The organism is Parasphingorhabdus sp. SCSIO 66989 (assembly GCF_032852305.1).
Taxonomy (GTDB): domain Bacteria; phylum Pseudomonadota; class Alphaproteobacteria; order Sphingomonadales; family Sphingomonadaceae; genus Alterisphingorhabdus; species Alterisphingorhabdus coralli.
On record NZ_CP136594.1, the window covers coordinates 1,803,112 to 1,817,769 of the forward strand.

Here is a 14,658-nt window from a genome sequence, read left to right on the forward strand (position 1 = left end):
ATGGCAAAATTCATCTATAACCTGCCGGATATTGGCGAAGGCATTGCCGAGGCTGAGATTGTCGCCTGGCATGTGAGCATTGGCGATACCGTGTCCGAGGACGACCAGATTGCCGATATGATGACCGACAAGGCGACGGTGGAGATTGAATCACCTGTCACCGGCAAGGTTGTTGCGACCGCTGGCGAGGTCGGTGATGTGATCGCTATTGGCGGCATGCTGGTGGAGATTGAGGTCGAAGGCGATGTGCCTTCAGATGCTCCTGAAACAGCCGAGCCTGCCGCAGATACGCCGCCACCAGCGCCAGAAACTGCCCCTGAACCAACACCAGCGCCTGCTCCGGTAGCTGCACCGACACCCGCACCAGCGCCACCACCCGCTCCGGTGGTTGTTGCGCATTCGCAGGAAGACGCGAAGGTGCTTGCTTCACCCGCTGTGCGCCAGCGAGCGCGTGAACTGGGAATCAATCTCGCCCGGGTTAAACCCCAGGCTGATGGCCGTATCCGCCATTCCGATCTCGATGCATTTCTCAGCTATGGCGGCGGCGCAGCCCATGGCGGTCGTGCGCCAGATGAGGCGCTGAAAGTCATCGGTATGCGCAAGCGGATTGCGCAGAATATGGCGGAATCCAAGCGCAATATCCCGCATTTCACCTATGTCGAGGAAATTGACGTTACCGCCATGGAAACCATGCGCGCCGATATGAATGCGGGCCGCGGCGACCGTCCAAAACTGACCGCACTGCCATTGCTGATCAAGGCGATGTGCCGCACTTTGCGCGACTATCCGATGCTCAATGCACGCTATGATGATGAAGCCAATGTCGTCACCCGCTCGGGCGCGGTGCATCTTGGCATTGCGACGCAGACCGATGCTGGCCTGATGGTGCCCGTTATGCGCGGCGCAGAAAGCATGACCGTCTGGGATATGGCGAGCGAGATTGCCCGCCTCGCCGAAGCGGCACGCACCGGCAAGGCGCGCAGCGATGAGCTTTCCGGCGGCACGCTAACCTTGACCTCGCTCGGACCGTTGGGCGGTATCAGTACAACGCCGGTGATCAATCGCCCGGAAGTCGCGATTATCGGGCCGAACAAGATTGTTGAACGCCCGATGGTTGTTGATGGCGAAGTTGTCATCCGCAAGATGATGAATCTCTCTATCTCCTGCGACCATCGCGTGGTGGATGGCTATGATGCGGCCAGCTTTGTGCAGGATTTGAAACGGCGAATTGAAACGCCGGTGTTTATCTTTGCGGACTAATAGCTTCTAATTAGACAAGCTAGACATCCGTTCGCCTCGAGCGAAGTCGAGAGGCCAGAGCGTGCCGAGAGCAGTGTCTCGACTACGCTCGACACGAACGTATTCTAGCCAATGCATACCTTTATCGCCCTAACAGATTCGCAATGCTCTGCTGATCAAACTTCAGGCGGAAGGTCACAAATGGCCCGCTTCGGGTGTAGCGGCTTTCTTCAAAGTCACGGTCTTCAAAACCGACAAAGTTGTAACCCACTGAGATATAGCCATTTTGGAACGGGGTGACGCCAATGGTCGGGCCACCGGCCCAGGCGATGCTGTCGGCATTGGTGCCGATGCGCACTGTGCCTGCAGCGCCGGCATCGATGGTGTCGCTCAGGTCAAAGCGGAAATCCGCGCCGACGACATTGCTCCAACCCTCGACATCATCCGGGCCAAAGCGGTCGAACACATATCGCGTGCCCCAGAAGATGCTGTATTCGCCGCGTTCGACAAAGCTGCGGTCGCGACTGCCTAATGTCCCATCGCGCTCATCGATAGGCGTGTAGTTGATGCTGACACTGTTGATCAGGCGGCGCGAAGTCACATCGCCATCAACGGTAAGCAGCGCGCCGCCAATCGGCCCGGCTTCCCCGGCGACAGCATTGCGTACACTGTCCTCGCGGAACTCAAGACGCTGTAACCATGACCAGCGGCTATTGTCCGGGCGATGCGCCCAGCTCAATTCACCTTCAATCGTGTCGGTGCGGGGACCACCATCCTGTTCGGCGCGGAAATAGCTGAACAGGCCGCCCAGATTGCTGCCATTGCCAATCTGCTTCAGCGCGGCGCTGGTAAAGCCATAGCGGTCACCCAGGCCACCGGCGCGATATTCAGCACGGCTTGCCCAGCTCCAGTTTTTGTGGCGATAGGTCGCGCCCGCGGTGACGGCGACAAAGTCCTCTGTAAGGCCGCCGGTCTGCGGCAGGAAACCGCCACTGGCGACTGGCTGGAGCGGGTTGATCACATTGGCTTCGTCGATAGCGCCATTGAGTGTCTGGTTGCCATCAAGTGAGAAATCGACCGACCATTTTTCGCTCAGCTTTAATGATTGCGAGAAACCATAAGCGGCGAAGCTGCGCGGGCCGAATTCGGAGATATCCTGCTGATTGGCTGTGGCGAGGAAGCGACCACCGGCCCACGGGGTAACCTCAAAGCCGATTTGCGCGTTCTGCGCATCAAAATTCTCACCATCGGTAATCTCATAGCTGCCCAAAATCCGGACATCTTTGGTAATCGCATAGCGCGCTCCCAGGCGGTGGCGCGCCGGGAAGTCGGTGCTCTCATCCTGTCCGCCAATGGCGAAAGAGGTCTGTGCATCGAGCTCAAGCTTATTATCGAGCAGCCGCTGCGATCCGCCAAAGGTGGCGATCGTCGAGCGGTTGATTCGGCCATCGGCAAAGCGATCCTCGGCATGGGTCACGCCTCCGCGCAGTGATGTCTTGTCCGCACGATATTCCAGTTCGGCACTGGCGGCACGGCGACGTGCGTCGGTAATCAGGAAATCCTCCTGATAACCGGTGACCGCAAGGTTGACCTTGTCGGTGAACCGGTAACGGGTATCAACGCCGAACTTGCGGGTACCGCTCTCAACGGCGTTCTGCTGGCCCAGGCCAAAATTGTTCGACTGACGGCGGACATAGGCGAGTATGTCAAAATCAGCACCATGATGCTCAGCCTCAACCAGCCATGCGGTCGCGGTTCCTGCGTCAGGCTGGCCGGTGGCGGTATCGCTTTCGCCATCAGTCACGGCGAACTCTGCGCGCACTTCGGTTTTCAGGTCCGGGCGATAGCGCAGATCGACGCCGCCCAAATTGGTGCTGGTATCGGCGGTTTCGTCATGAATTGCGGTGGCGGCGACCTGGAGCTTCTGGTCCTTGCTGCGCCAGCTGACCCGGCCACCGGCATTGGTGGCGCGCTGGCCAACGCCATCCACCTCATATTCGGCGATGATGAATTGCGGGTCGAGATTGATCCGGCTCAGCACCGGCTCACGGAAGCGCAGCGTACCGGCGATATAGTCGATATCATAATCTATATGGCGGGTCAGCTGGGTCTCGTTGACGATCCGCTCCGAGCGGAAACGGTCGCGCACCTGCAGCACGATGCGCTCGGAATTGATGATGATATCACGCGCAGAAAGCGCATAGGGACCGGTGAGGCCATTGCCTTGAATTTCCTCACGACGGAAACGGAAGGGCGTATCGGCGCCGAAAACGGTCGCAGATACCTGGTCCGAACGATATTCGGCTTTGATCCCGTTAAACGCGCGCTGATAGCGTGAGAGCTGCGATTCGCCCAGGCCGGTCTCATAATCGCCAAAGAGGGCATAAAATTGCGGACGCTCAAGGCGGATATAGAGGCGGCGAAGGCTGGCCGCGTCAAAGCGCTGCTCTGAGCGGTCGGCATAGATGGTGTAATAGCTGCGTGGATCGATGACGCCGCCAAAATCGGTCTCATCGCGTTCCTTGTCGCTGTCATAGGCCATGGTCAGCAGCCATTTGCCGAGGATCTTACCCTTTGCGTAAAGCGCTACGCGGCCATCCAGGTTTATGCTGTCATCATCATCGGCCAGCGCCTCAAGGCGGCTGTCTAACGTATTGAAGCCAACAGTGCCGGCGGCAAAACCGACCACTGTCCATGGACGATCACCCGGTTCCAACCAGGTCTCTACCCGCTGCGGTCGGCTGACTTCGCCATCCTGGAAATTGAAATCTACCGAGACGGTGCCCGATGCTGTGGTCGGAGCGAGTTCGATATAGGCGATGCCTTCATCACCCTGAACCCGCCAAACCGGGCGCGCACGCTCAAGGCCGGAGAGCTGCTCTGCCTGTTGCGCATCAACCTCGATAGCGGGCGTATAGGGCGCAGGGACCGCAAAATCGCCTACCGCACCGTTGCGCACGGGTTTACCATCACGATCGGTCAGGCGCACCGCAATGACAGGGCGGGTGATGCCGTCCGCGATGAGCACCGATTCCTGCTTGAGGAATTCCGCATTGAGCGGGCTGGCGGAATAGTGGACGTCACGCGTAAGTTCCTCGACCACATTGCCGCCGCGATTGAGGACGCGCGCGCGCAGTGTGTTGGTGCGATCGCGCAGTCCGATGCCGCGCCACAGGCTAACGACCCAGCGGCCATCGGGGCTTTTGCGGACACCTTCATAGGTGAGGGCATCGACCATCTCACCATTGATAGTGAGGTCAACCGATTGGCCCGGCATATGCTTGATTGCGACGCGAATAGCTTTGGAGCGCGGGTTATGATCAGGTGTTGGGAACAGCCAGCCAATGCCCGCCTGTTCACCTGCAAACCAGTCACGATCACTGCCTGCAGCTTCCTGATCGGTCAGCACCTTGGGACGCACCTTTACCGGCGCAGATGATTCAGGTGCTTCGCGGGCTGTGGTTTTGCGTGCGCGGAAGTCAGCGCGCTTCAACATACCGCCCTGACCCTCGACAAAGCGTGAGATATTGCTGCCTGCGCTGCGCGTATTCTGCGCGCAGTTGACTGGTTCCATGTCGAGCGGGAAGGTAGAAGGATCAACCTGCACCACATGCAAGCCGGGCAATACGCCCTCGAAATGATAGCGGCCATCCTGATCCGTGATGGCAAAGCGGCCATCCTGCATCATCACGCGCACACCGGCTATGCCATTGGCACCGCGAGGATCGACAGTGCACGCACCATCGGTGATACGGCCCGTGATGGTAAAGCGGTCGCTGATCGCGTCGCGCGCGATGCGGGTAAAGGCTTCGGCGATATTGCTCTGCGTTCCGCGAGAGCCGCGCGCAGTCGCCTGGTTTACGATATCGCCGGGCAGGGCATCGGGCCGCACCTCGGTAAGATAGGTCAATAAGCCAGCACCGCCCGGTCCCAGCGCAGGCACGATCACGGTGAACCGGCGGCCATCCGGAGTTATATCCGCGGCGATGCGTTCGCCATTATAGCGAATGGTATCAGCCCGCAACCGCAGTGCAATCGGCAGCTCGTCGGTAATGGTTACTGTACCCGTGTTGAGCAGCGGGTCATTGTTACTGACTGTAATGCGATATTGCAGCACATCGCCCGGTATCGCCAGATTGGCGGATACTGTCTTTTCAAGTGAGATCGCTGCGCCGGGTTGATCCAGTGGAATGTCCAGTTGAACCGGTTCCGGGTCGGAAAGGTTGAAAATGCCGCCATAGGAGCCATCATCAATGATGAATGGCTCGCCGTCAGGGCGGCGCAATGGGGCCAGTTCCTGCGCCGTGCGCTCAGAGGCCCATGTGTACGGTTCTGGCGGCTCTACGACAACACGATAATCGCCCGGACGCGCAAATGGGAAGCGATAATGGCCGGGGTCAAATTCATAGGTTGCACCGCTGCTGTCTGTTACCGTCGATCCACTGATTATGGTGGACGGGAATGCCGAAACGCCATCATTGCCGAACACTTCTGCCGGGCGTCCGGTGGCATTGTCGATCAGCGTGACACGTGCGCCTGAAACGGGCGCACCATCATAGCTGTCAAAGACGACTCCAAAAGGATCGATCAGCACTTCGACATCCAATGTGCTGAGCAAGTTACCGCCAACATCGTCGAGGATGTCAATCTGTAGGGCACTTCCGGGCGCCACGGATAGCACGCAATTGCGTTCAACCGCTGCGGGCGGAACTGCTATCGTATTGATATATCCAACAAATTCACCGCTATTGGCTGCCGTCTCGGTGACGGTAATCACCTCGCGGTCGCCTGCTTTGGTGACCAGCTCGATATCAAAACGTTCGACCAGGCTCGCATCAGTGTTACGCGCCTGCGCATTGAGTAAGATAACCAGCGGTTCATTTGGGGTTATTGCCGTGCGCGGAGCAAGTGAAGCCGGGCTGGTCTGTATCCCGGAAAAAACGCCGGAAAACTCGACCGGTATAGACCCGTCATTGGTTCGGCATTGTGTCGGCGGAAGGTCCATCTGGACCGCGCCAGGGGGATCATCAAACTGAAATGTTGTGATCGTAATCGGGTCTTCAGGGGGTTCTTCTATGGCAAAGTCTACCTGGTTCGACGGTCGCGATATGCGTCCGCCGATTCCATCCCATTCGATTGTCGCAGTATTGCTGATGGTCTGGGCCGTCGCTTCACCTATTGGCAAAGCGAGGCCCAGGCCAGCAATCGCGAGCGCGATGGGCTTAACAAAGGTAGCCAGGGCTTTCATCAGAACAGGAGAGGGTGGTCAGTCGGCTTTCTCCTTATGACCACCCGAACCAGAAGCTCTATTAGTCGACCGTTACCCGGAAGATCAGAGTTTCCGTATCTCCTGCTGCGACATTGCCGAGATTGCCCGAAACAACCCCACCGGCTTCGCCGAGGGCCGAAGCATCGCCATTAGTACCTGTGCCATCGCATGCCGTAGCTGAAATCACACCGTTAGGCGCCGGAGGCGTATCGGTGGTGCCATTTGCAGGTGGCGTTGGGGCGGTGGTGTAGAAGGTTACATTGCCGGTATTGTTCAGATCATCGCTGATGCTGACCGCTGCGGCATCCGCGCCGCCAGCGGCGTTGGATACGGCGATACAATATTCTACAATAGCACCCGGAATGGCTTTCGGATTGGTCGTGCCGTTAATCGGGTCCCAAAGAACCTGGCTGGTCTTGGCAACGGTGATGTCAGCAGCCAACACGGTGTAATCGTCGGTTGCGCTGAATGCAGCGTCGCGATTGGCATCGGTATCACCAGCGGCATCCGCGAACACGGTTTCAACCGTGTTGGCACCGTCTGCTCCAGTGTCCTCTGTCAGTACTGCACCTAAAGAACCCGCGCCAGCGCCTTCTCGACCGGTGGCCGTCAGAGTAACAGCTGCAACGTCATCCGTGACCTGGCTTACGGGAATGTCGCCAAGAACAAAGACAGTTATGCTGGCATCTTCAGCCAGTTCATCAATAAATGTCTCAGTATCGGTGCCGGCGTCATACACACCATTGCCATTGCTATCGACAAAGATCTGCAGGCCAGTTGCATCAAAATTGTCAGTGCCACCATTGGGCGCTGCACCGCCAGCCTGGTTAGTAACGCCCAGTTCAAAGTCGAGCACATCGTTAGACGTATTGGTCACGACAAAGGTGGTTACCTGGTCCTGCTGGTTCGGTGAAACCGAGGTGGTTACGGAGTCCGAGGCGGCTACCGTCAGGTTGATTTTACGGTCAACTACGAACGTATCCGAGTTATCAACCGCTGTCTGGGCGACACCGCCGACTTCAAAATTGACGGTCACCTGGTTGGTGATGTCGGTACCGGCAGTCGTACCTTCGGCAAATGCCGGGCTACTGACCCCGATGGTCAAGGCTACGGCGGAAGCAGCCGCGGCCAGTTTTAGTTTCCTGTTCATTCTGGTCTCCTGTGTTAAACTTCGTATTCCCTTGTTAAGTCCTTGCCGTTTTGGTTTATCCGAACGACAAAAATCGTGGCTATTTCACTACGCCACGAAATGTTAATTTCCCTTCAGAACCTCTTGTTATATCTTGTAATATTTTCCACCTAATGTGCGTTACATCGGCGGATGATGCCGCTCTGTAGCGGCCATCACCCAAGGGCACGCGCAACTCATCGAGGGAACCCCAGCTGTTTCCGCCATCGATGGAAACCTGTTCCTCGCCATCAAGCGTTTCCAGAAACGCGACGGCGCGAGGAAGGGGATTAGTGATGACAAAATCGGATACGCGCGTGGCGCTCGCATTGCGGTAATTGATGACAAAGATCAGACGGTCTCCGGGAAGAACCTTGTCGGGGCTCTCCAGTCGGACAGATTGACGATCACCAAGCTGAGTAATGCGTTCCACAAATACTTGGCTGTTGAGCTCAATGGCACTATTTGCCGATGCAGGAGCCGCGAAACCGCCCAGGCTGGTTATCGCGAGGGCGGCAAAAAGCTGAATCAGTCGCTTAAAGGTGTGAAGCATCAGTTGACCTCCACCTGAAACGTGATTGTTCTCGTCTGATCGCCGGTAAGATCACCCAATTGCACGGCGATCGCGGTGCCATCAAAAGCGCCGCCATCGGCGTCGGCATCGGTATCCGTCAGTGCCGCCCCTTCTAAAGTCAGGGTTTCCGGACGATAGGTGGTGTTTTCCGGGATTGGGTCACCGACAGTCAAATTGGGCAGGGTGCCGCTGCCTGTGATGGTGGCGACCAGTGTATAGGTGATTACTGACCCCGGAACGACTGTCTCCCCGCCAAAAGGATCAGCCACTTGCGCAGACTTTTGCAGGCTGACGCTCGCTGCCTGTACCAGGAAGAAGCCGGGGGCATCATCATCGGCGCCTGTGGTGCCGACAACGGCATCCCCGCCGCCATCGCCAGCGCCATCAAAGGTTGTGCCTGGTGTGCCGGTTCCGGTGACAGCGGCAGCCGCCAGTGTGACCTCGGCGCGATTGCCGTCAACCGGGTCAGAGGGGATATTGCTGATAATGAAGATGGTGACATTGCCGTCGGGGGCCAGCAAAGGATCATTTGAACCCGCAGCGTAAACTTCATCAACGCCGGGATCAAACACGCCATTATCGTTCGTATCAATAACAATCTGGACAAAATCGGGATCGAAATCATCACCCGGTCGAGCGGTATCAGGGGTCAGTGTAAACGCTTCCTGACCGTTACCGTTGTTGGTGACAGTGTAGGTCAGGACTTGCTGCGTGGCATCGGGTTGCGTGCCGACATCGCCAGGATCAGTCGATTCCACCCCCACATCCAGAATCTCGTCGACAATGATCGTGGCCGTATTTGACTCTCGTTCGATACGGTTGCCATTTGCGCCATCATAGGAGACGCGTGCGGTGTTCTCGATCGGCGTACCCGCTAGCGTGCCTGCCGACGGATTGGCATCTTGTGCCAATGCGATAACAGGCACAACAAAGGCCATGGCTGAGATGAGTGCAGCCGGCAATATGCGCAAATGCTGCGCAGTTTCAAAAGGTCGTAATGTGGTCATTGCCCCTAATCCAATTGCTCTAGGGGCTTATCTCAACAAAAGGACAAAAAAAGGTTAACGCGCGGCAAACCATAATATAGAGATGGCACAGATAAGCATCTGTAAAAAAAGGATTATAAGAAATTCTGACAGGATTTTACATCCACTATGGACACGTCTTTTCGGCCATTGCGGGGTAAAGGGAAGTAAAATTGGCAAGTCACCGCCATTGGGCTAAAGATCGGTAATGGATATTCAGGAATCTCAAGGAGAATCGCTCGAGCGTAATCGGCTATTGGCGTCTGTAGCCGTTATTGGCGGAACCGCGTTGCTTCTGGGAGCACCGTTTGCCTTGCGCGCCGGGAGCGAGTTCTTTCTGCCGCTGACTGTGGCCTTGATCCTATCCATCGCTCTGGTGCCCTTGCTGGAATGGCTTGAGCGGCATCGCATTCCGTCCGCGCTGGCTGCATTTCTGTGCGTTATAGCGTTTCTGGTGGTAGCCAATGGGGCCTTGGCATTGATCATCGTGCCTGCGACAACCTGGTTCATAAACCTTCCCGGGCGTATCCCGAAAATTACCTCAAACCTACAGCCATTGATTGATTTTTATGCGGATGCTCAACGCTATCTGGATGAAACTTTACAAATGATGCGAACTGAGGCTGTGGCGGAAGTGCAGAAGGTTACGACCGATTCCCCAACCTCGCTAATCGACGTTTTTATCAGCGCTGCACCTGCTGTCGGCATCCAGATGGTCTTTGCCATATTGGTGATCTTTTTCTTCCTGGCAGGCTGGACCCGGCTGCGGACAGGCGCGATTAACAGCCGTGGCAGTTTTACCGGGGCTATGGCGACGGCACGGGTGATACAGAATGTTGTTTCGGCAACATCGGCCTATCTGACGACCATTACCCTGATTAACATCCTGCTGGGAGTGTCAGTGGGCTTTGTCTTGTATCTGATTGGCATGGAATCTCCGGCGATGTGGGGTGGAATTGTCGCCTTGCTCAATTTTATTCCCTATTTGGGGCCGGTTCTGGCGGCAATCATGTTGGCGCTCGGCGGTTTGATGACCTTTGATGATCTGACATGGGCGCTGTTACCTGCAATTATTCAGATTAGTTTTCATACGATTGAGGCCAATCTGGTGACACCAATGATCCTTGGCCGTCGGTTGACGATGAATCCTTTGTTGATCCTAATCTCACTCAGCTTTTGGAGCTGGATTTGGGGGACATTGGGTGCGCTACTGGCAGTTCCTTTACTCATTATTATTCAAACTATCATAGCTGCGGCGGGCAAACCTGATATTGCAGGCTTTCTGTTTGAATCCGGTACTTTGACTAGGGGGCACAACGGAGAATCGCGCGCTTCATCGACCTCAGATGCGGATGGCAAAATCCAAAATGCAGCGGAGACAGGAAAAGTGACGTCGGACAGTTGACAGGCGTCCGTGCCTCCGTTAACTGCCGCGCTTCCAACGCAGATGTCGCGTACATATGCGGGTGTAGCTCAGTTGGTTAGAGCGCCGGCCTGTCACGCCGGAGGTCGCGGGTTCAAGTCCCGTCACTCGCGCCACTTTCGGTAAAGTGGCTTTTCCTTACAACATTACTGACAAACTGGATTGGCCCAGATTATTGGCCAAATTTTCCTGTTTCCATCCAGGTGAGGATAGGCCGCACCGGGAAGACCCAGACGATGCCTGCTACTAGATAAAACACCATTTGCAGCAATATCGGCCAACCGACAATGCCATCAGCGACATTGATGACAATCACCGACCAGATGGCGATAATCATTAATATGGCGATAATACCCATAGGCTTGCGCAGCGTTGGCTTCATCTTATCGTTCCTGTGTTTGCGCTGCGGCATAGACGCGCAAGCGCGATGAGGCGGGGGTGATGACACCTTCCTGGGTGATGATGCAGTCGAGCAGCTGATCATGCGCTTCCAAGGGAATTGCCTCGCATTGCTGTACAGACCACGCCAGACCGATCCGCAAGACGTCAGGGTGGCGCGCGAAGTAGTGATCATAATGTCCGCCGCCTTGGCCTAAACGCCTGCCATTACTGTCAAAGCCGACAAGTGGGGCTATCAGCAAATCTGGCGTCACTTCTTGCGCTTGTGCCAATGGCTGCATGACGTCAAAAGGACCACGCTCCAATGGTTCACCCGGGTTCCAGCGGCGAAAAACCATATCGACATCACGCGTGGCGAAATAGGGTAGTGCTAAACATTTCCCTCTATTAACAAAAAGGTTATGATAGATTTCTGTTGTCGCTTCTGAAGTTATCGCGTGGTAGCTTCCGACTATTTTCGTGTCATCGAATATGGCGCGTACCGGACCGGGGGTAGCCGAAAAGCAAAGCTCTTTCGCTGATGGCGATAATGCAGCGAAAAAGCTGTTCCGCCGCTTGCGGAGCATGGCGCGTAAGGCCGCTTTTTCGGTGCTGATATCGTTCAAATCGCAATATCCTGCCTATGCTCACAAATATTGGGTGGCGGAACCGCGTGCGTCGTTTGCTGGAATATCCTCTGACGCCAAAACGTCAGGTGGGCGCCATGTGCATTGGGCCAAGGCCCAAACAGGGACGGCTCCCTTAGGAAGATGTATCGCCTCAGGGATGTTCTCGTCAGCTCGTACGCGGCAGTCCCGCCATCTGGCTATTTAGGCGTTCGGTTCTGGCTTCTCAAGGGTGTCGGCCAGCGTCTCGACACGTTCTGCCAGGCGCTCCAGTCCCTGAATGGCACCTTCAGGCAAGGAATCGGCATCAGACTTGTCCGGGGCTGGCGCCGCGCCATTCTGCGCTTGTTGCTCCTTTACGCTGTCTGCAAGGAACAGAGCCGCATAGAGCAATCCGCGCACCTCGGTCATGCCTGTGCCGCCTGATGAGGCCCTGCGGACCTGTTCATCCACCATTGCGGCCAAAGACAGGACATTGTCCTCCTCGCCATCGGGGCAGGTTACCGGATAGCTGTGTCCGCCGATTTCCAGAGTCAGATTGGCCATTTTATGCGCTTTCGGCCTTGATGATGCGATCAATGCGGCTCACGGCATCCTCTGCCGCTTCGCGCAGCCGGTCATATTCGGAACGTGACACATAGTCCTCTTCTGAAGGCGCACTATCGTCCTTGGCCTTTACGGAATCCAAATTGCTTTCCAATCGGCTGATCGCGCGTTCCAACCGGCCAATAGCAAGAATAAGATTATCTTCGCTCATTCGGTCTGGATAGCATCGCTGCGGACAAAGTCCAATGCTTGCAACAGCATGTATTGCAACATGCACGATCATCTCATGCGCAAAGCGGCGGCGCTGTGTCTTGACGGGCCTTCTCAGGCATCGCAAAGGATCGGCTCAACTTACGAATCGCCGCTGTACTCACCCAGTGCAGCCCTGATGCAAGGAAAGCCGTTTCGCCTTATGACTGAACCGACCATGTCTCAGGAATCTGCAAGTTTTGAAGAGTGCGCTAACGCCATTCGCGCCCTTTCCATGGATGCCGTGCAACAGGCGAAGAGCGGCCATCCCGGTATGCCCATGGGCATGGCGGATGTCGCGACGGTGCTGTTTCAGGAATATCTGAAATTTGATCCGGCTGATCCTGATTGGGCTGATCGCGATCGTTTCGTCCTGTCTGCAGGTCATGGCTCGATGCTTATCTATTCGCTGCTGCACCTCACCGGCTATGCGCGTCCGACAATGGACGATATCCGCAGTTTCCGGCAATTAGGCAGCCCTTGTGCCGGGCATCCGGAGAATTTTGAGCTTCCCGGTGTGGAATCGACCACCGGGCCATTGGGGCAGGGACTCGCCATGGCGGTTGGCATGGCGATGGCTGAGCGGCGGCTTTCTGCTGAATTTGGGGCCGATCTGGTGGATCACCGTACATGGGTGATCGCTGGTGATGGTTGTTTGATGGAAGGCATCAACCATGAGGCGGTTGGCCTTGCCGGACATCTCGGTCTGGGCAAGCTGAATGTGCTTTGGGATGACAATGCCATCACCATTGATGGCGCGACAGACCTTTCCACCAGCGAGGACGTTTCTGGCCGCTATCGTGAGTCAGGATGGCATGTTGTTGAGTGCGACGGTCATGATCCCGCAGCCATCCGTGCGGCCATGGATGAAGCCATTGCCGATGCGCGGCCTTCATTGATTGCCTGCAAGACGATTATCGGCAAAGGCGCACCGAACAAGCAGGGCACCGCCGCTACCCATGGCGCGCCCCTTGGCGAGGATGAAATTTCCGCCGCGCGCCGCGAATTGGACTGGCCGCATGCCGCCTTTACTGTGCCGGACAATGTGCTTGAAAGCTGGCGTCAGGCGGGTGCACGGCATCAGGAAGTGCATAAAGCATGGCAAGAACGCCTCGCAACTGATTCAAACAAAGATGAATTTAAGCGCCGCATGGCGGGTGATCTGCCTGAGCGTCTAGGTCTGAACCGCCATATCGATGCGCTGCTTAAGGAGCCGCAAAAGGTTGCTACGCGCAAGGCGTCCGAAATGGCGCTGTCCGCGATTAACGCCAACGTGCCCGAAACCATGGGCGGTTCTGCAGACCTCACCGGCTCTAACAATACCAAAACCGGGGATATGACTGCCTTTACCGCCGATAACCCAGCCGGTCGCTATGTCTATTACGGCATCCGTGAATTCGGTATGGCAGCCGCGATGAACGGAATGGCGCTGCATGGCGGGCTGATCCCTTATGGCGGCACATTTCTGGTGTTCACTGATTATTGCCGCTCGGCCATCCGTCTTTCCGCGATCCAGAAGCAGCGGGTCATTTATGTGATGACGCATGACAGCATCGGCCTTGGCGAAGATGGCCCGACGCACCAGCCGGTCGAGCATGTGATGAGCCTGCGCATGATGCCCAATGTTGATGTGCTGCGTCCCGCTGATGTCGTGGAAACGGCGGAATGCTGGGAAATTGCGCTGCGAAACAAGGATAAGCCGACAATTCTCGCACTGACCCGTCAGGGACTACGGCAATTCCGTATGGAGCCATCGGAAAGCAACCGCTGCGCCAAAGGGGCCTATCGCATCAAAAGCGCCGGCCATGTCCGCCGCGCGGTACTGGTCGCGACCGGTTCCGAAGTGTCCCTGGCACTGGAAGCCGCAGAAAGACTCGAGAAACAGGCCATTGGGTGTGATGTTGTCTCGATGCCAAGCTGGCGTCATTTTAACGAGCAGCCGCAAAGCTATCGCGACGAGATACTCCCCGCTGAGGCGCTGATTGTTTCCATTGAGGCGGGTGTGACGCTGGGTTGGGAACGCTATATCGGTCGTGATGGTCTATCCATTGGCATAAACAGTTTCGGGGCCTCTGCACCGGGCGACGATCTGTTCAAGCATTTCGGCTTTGACGCAGAGGCCATCACCGCGAAGATTATCGACAAATTGGCCGACTGAGAG

The 14,658-nt window shown here is 56.4% G+C and carries 11 protein-coding genes, 1 tRNA gene and 1 other RNA gene; 4 read left to right on the forward strand and 9 right to left on the reverse strand.

Translation table 11 applies throughout. The features are described 5' to 3' along the window. Nucleotides 1–1,260, forward strand: coding sequence for a dihydrolipoamide acetyltransferase family protein (locus RB602_RS08455; RefSeq protein WP_317080125.1), 1,260 nt, complete (start codon nucleotides 1–3; stop codon nucleotides 1,258–1,260). A 121-nt stretch (nucleotides 1,261–1,381) separates the two neighbouring features. On the opposite strand, the gene RB602_RS08460 is transcribed toward RB602_RS08455, so the two are convergent. The 4 genes from RB602_RS08460 to RB602_RS08475 all read right to left on the reverse strand — a co-directional run bounded on the left by RB602_RS08460 (nucleotide 1,382) and on the right by RB602_RS08475 (nucleotide 9,257). Continuing rightward, nucleotides 1,382–6,487 carry a hypothetical protein gene (locus RB602_RS08460; protein WP_317080126.1) on the reverse strand — a complete coding sequence of 1,702 codons (5,106 nt, stop codon included), beginning with the start codon at nucleotides 6,485–6,487 and terminating at the stop codon, nucleotides 1,382–1,384. Nucleotides 6,488–6,548: 61 nt separating this feature from the next. Then, nucleotides 6,549–7,658 (reverse strand): hypothetical protein, encoded by a 1,110-nt coding sequence (locus tag RB602_RS08465; RefSeq protein ID WP_317080127.1) that lies wholly within the window; start codon nucleotides 7,656–7,658, stop codon nucleotides 6,549–6,551. A gap of 79 nt (nucleotides 7,659–7,737) precedes the next feature. Then, complete coding sequence (locus tag RB602_RS08470; RefSeq protein ID WP_317080128.1) at nucleotides 7,738–8,229, reverse strand: hypothetical protein; 492 nt, start codon at nucleotides 8,227–8,229, stop codon at nucleotides 7,738–7,740. Then, a complete protein-coding gene (locus RB602_RS08475; protein ID WP_317080129.1) occupies nucleotides 8,229–9,257 on the reverse strand; it encodes a hypothetical protein in 1,029 nt (342 codons plus the stop codon). Before RB602_RS08475 ends, RB602_RS08470 begins: the two co-directional genes overlap by 1 nt. 226 nt (nucleotides 9,258–9,483) lie before the next feature. On the opposite strand from RB602_RS08475, the gene RB602_RS08480 reads away from it, so the two are divergent. Together RB602_RS08480 and RB602_RS08485 are read left to right on the forward strand one after the other, a co-directional pair. Then, a complete protein-coding gene (locus tag RB602_RS08480; protein ID WP_317080130.1) occupies nucleotides 9,484–10,680 on the forward strand; it encodes an AI-2E family transporter in 1,197 nt (398 codons plus the stop codon). Nucleotides 10,681–10,737: 57 nt separating this feature from the next. Continuing rightward, nucleotides 10,738–10,814: transfer RNA gene (locus RB602_RS08485), tRNA-Asp, on the forward strand. Nucleotides 10,815–10,870: 56 nt separating this feature from the next. Here RB602_RS08485 and RB602_RS08490 read toward each other — a convergent pair. The 5 genes from RB602_RS08490 to RB602_RS08510 form a co-directional block, all read right to left on the reverse strand. Then, nucleotides 10,871–11,080 carry a DUF2842 domain-containing protein gene (locus RB602_RS08490; RefSeq protein WP_317080131.1) on the reverse strand — a complete coding sequence of 70 codons (210 nt, stop codon included), beginning with the start codon at nucleotides 11,078–11,080 and terminating at the stop codon, nucleotides 10,871–10,873. A 1-nt stretch (nucleotide 11,081) separates the two neighbouring features. Continuing rightward, nucleotides 11,082–11,663 (reverse strand): 5-formyltetrahydrofolate cyclo-ligase, encoded by a 582-nt coding sequence (locus RB602_RS08495; RefSeq protein WP_317084467.1) that lies wholly within the window; start codon nucleotides 11,661–11,663, stop codon nucleotides 11,082–11,084. 75 nt (nucleotides 11,664–11,738) lie between these two features. Then, a non-coding RNA gene (gene ssrS, locus RB602_RS08500) (6S RNA) lies at nucleotides 11,739–11,895 on the reverse strand. A gap of 11 nt (nucleotides 11,896–11,906) precedes the next feature. Next, entirely contained in the window at nucleotides 11,907–12,248 is a 342-nt protein-coding gene (locus tag RB602_RS08505; RefSeq protein WP_317080132.1) for a cell division protein ZapA, read from the reverse strand. Between the two features lies 1 nt (nucleotide 12,249). Continuing rightward, nucleotides 12,250–12,459, reverse strand: a complete 210-nt coding sequence (locus RB602_RS08510; RefSeq protein WP_317080133.1) for a hypothetical protein — start codon at nucleotides 12,457–12,459, stop codon at nucleotides 12,250–12,252. 216 nt (nucleotides 12,460–12,675) lie between these two features. On the opposite strand from RB602_RS08510, the gene tkt reads away from it, so the two are divergent. Next, nucleotides 12,676–14,655, forward strand: a complete 1,980-nt coding sequence (gene tkt, locus RB602_RS08515; protein WP_406568415.1) for a transketolase — start codon at nucleotides 12,676–12,678, stop codon at nucleotides 14,653–14,655. Nucleotides 14,656–14,658: the final 3 nt, after the last annotated feature.

Bases quoted from the DNA above. Each gene is read 5' to 3' on its own strand.
- RB602_RS08455 (WP_317080125.1), top strand. From the start codon at position 1: ATGGCAAAATTCATCTATAACCTGCCGGATATTGGCGAAGGCATTGCC.
- RB602_RS08460 (WP_317080126.1), bottom strand. From the start codon at position 6,487: ATGAAAGCCCTGGCTACCTTTGTTAAGCCCATCGCGCTCGCGATTGCT.
- RB602_RS08465 (WP_317080127.1), bottom strand. From the start codon at position 7,658: ATGAACAGGAAACTAAAACTGGCCGCGGCTGCTTCCGCCGTAGCCTTG.
- RB602_RS08470 (WP_317080128.1), bottom strand. From the start codon at position 8,229: ATGCTTCACACCTTTAAGCGACTGATTCAGCTTTTTGCCGCCCTCGCG.
- RB602_RS08475 (WP_317080129.1), bottom strand. From the start codon at position 9,257: ATGACCACATTACGACCTTTTGAAACTGCGCAGCATTTGCGCATATTG.
- RB602_RS08480 (WP_317080130.1), top strand. From the start codon at position 9,484: ATGGATATTCAGGAATCTCAAGGAGAATCGCTCGAGCGTAATCGGCTA.
- RB602_RS08490 (WP_317080131.1), bottom strand. From the start codon at position 11,080: ATGAAGCCAACGCTGCGCAAGCCTATGGGTATTATCGCCATATTAATG.
- RB602_RS08495 (WP_317084467.1), bottom strand. From the start codon at position 11,663: ATGCTCCGCAAGCGGCGGAACAGCTTTTTCGCTGCATTATCGCCATCA.
- RB602_RS08505 (WP_317080132.1), bottom strand. From the start codon at position 12,248: ATGGCCAATCTGACTCTGGAAATCGGCGGACACAGCTATCCGGTAACC.
- RB602_RS08510 (WP_317080133.1), bottom strand. From the start codon at position 12,459: ATGAGCGAAGATAATCTTATTCTTGCTATTGGCCGGTTGGAACGCGCG.
- tkt (WP_406568415.1), top strand. From the start codon at position 12,676: ATGTCTCAGGAATCTGCAAGTTTTGAAGAGTGCGCTAACGCCATTCGC.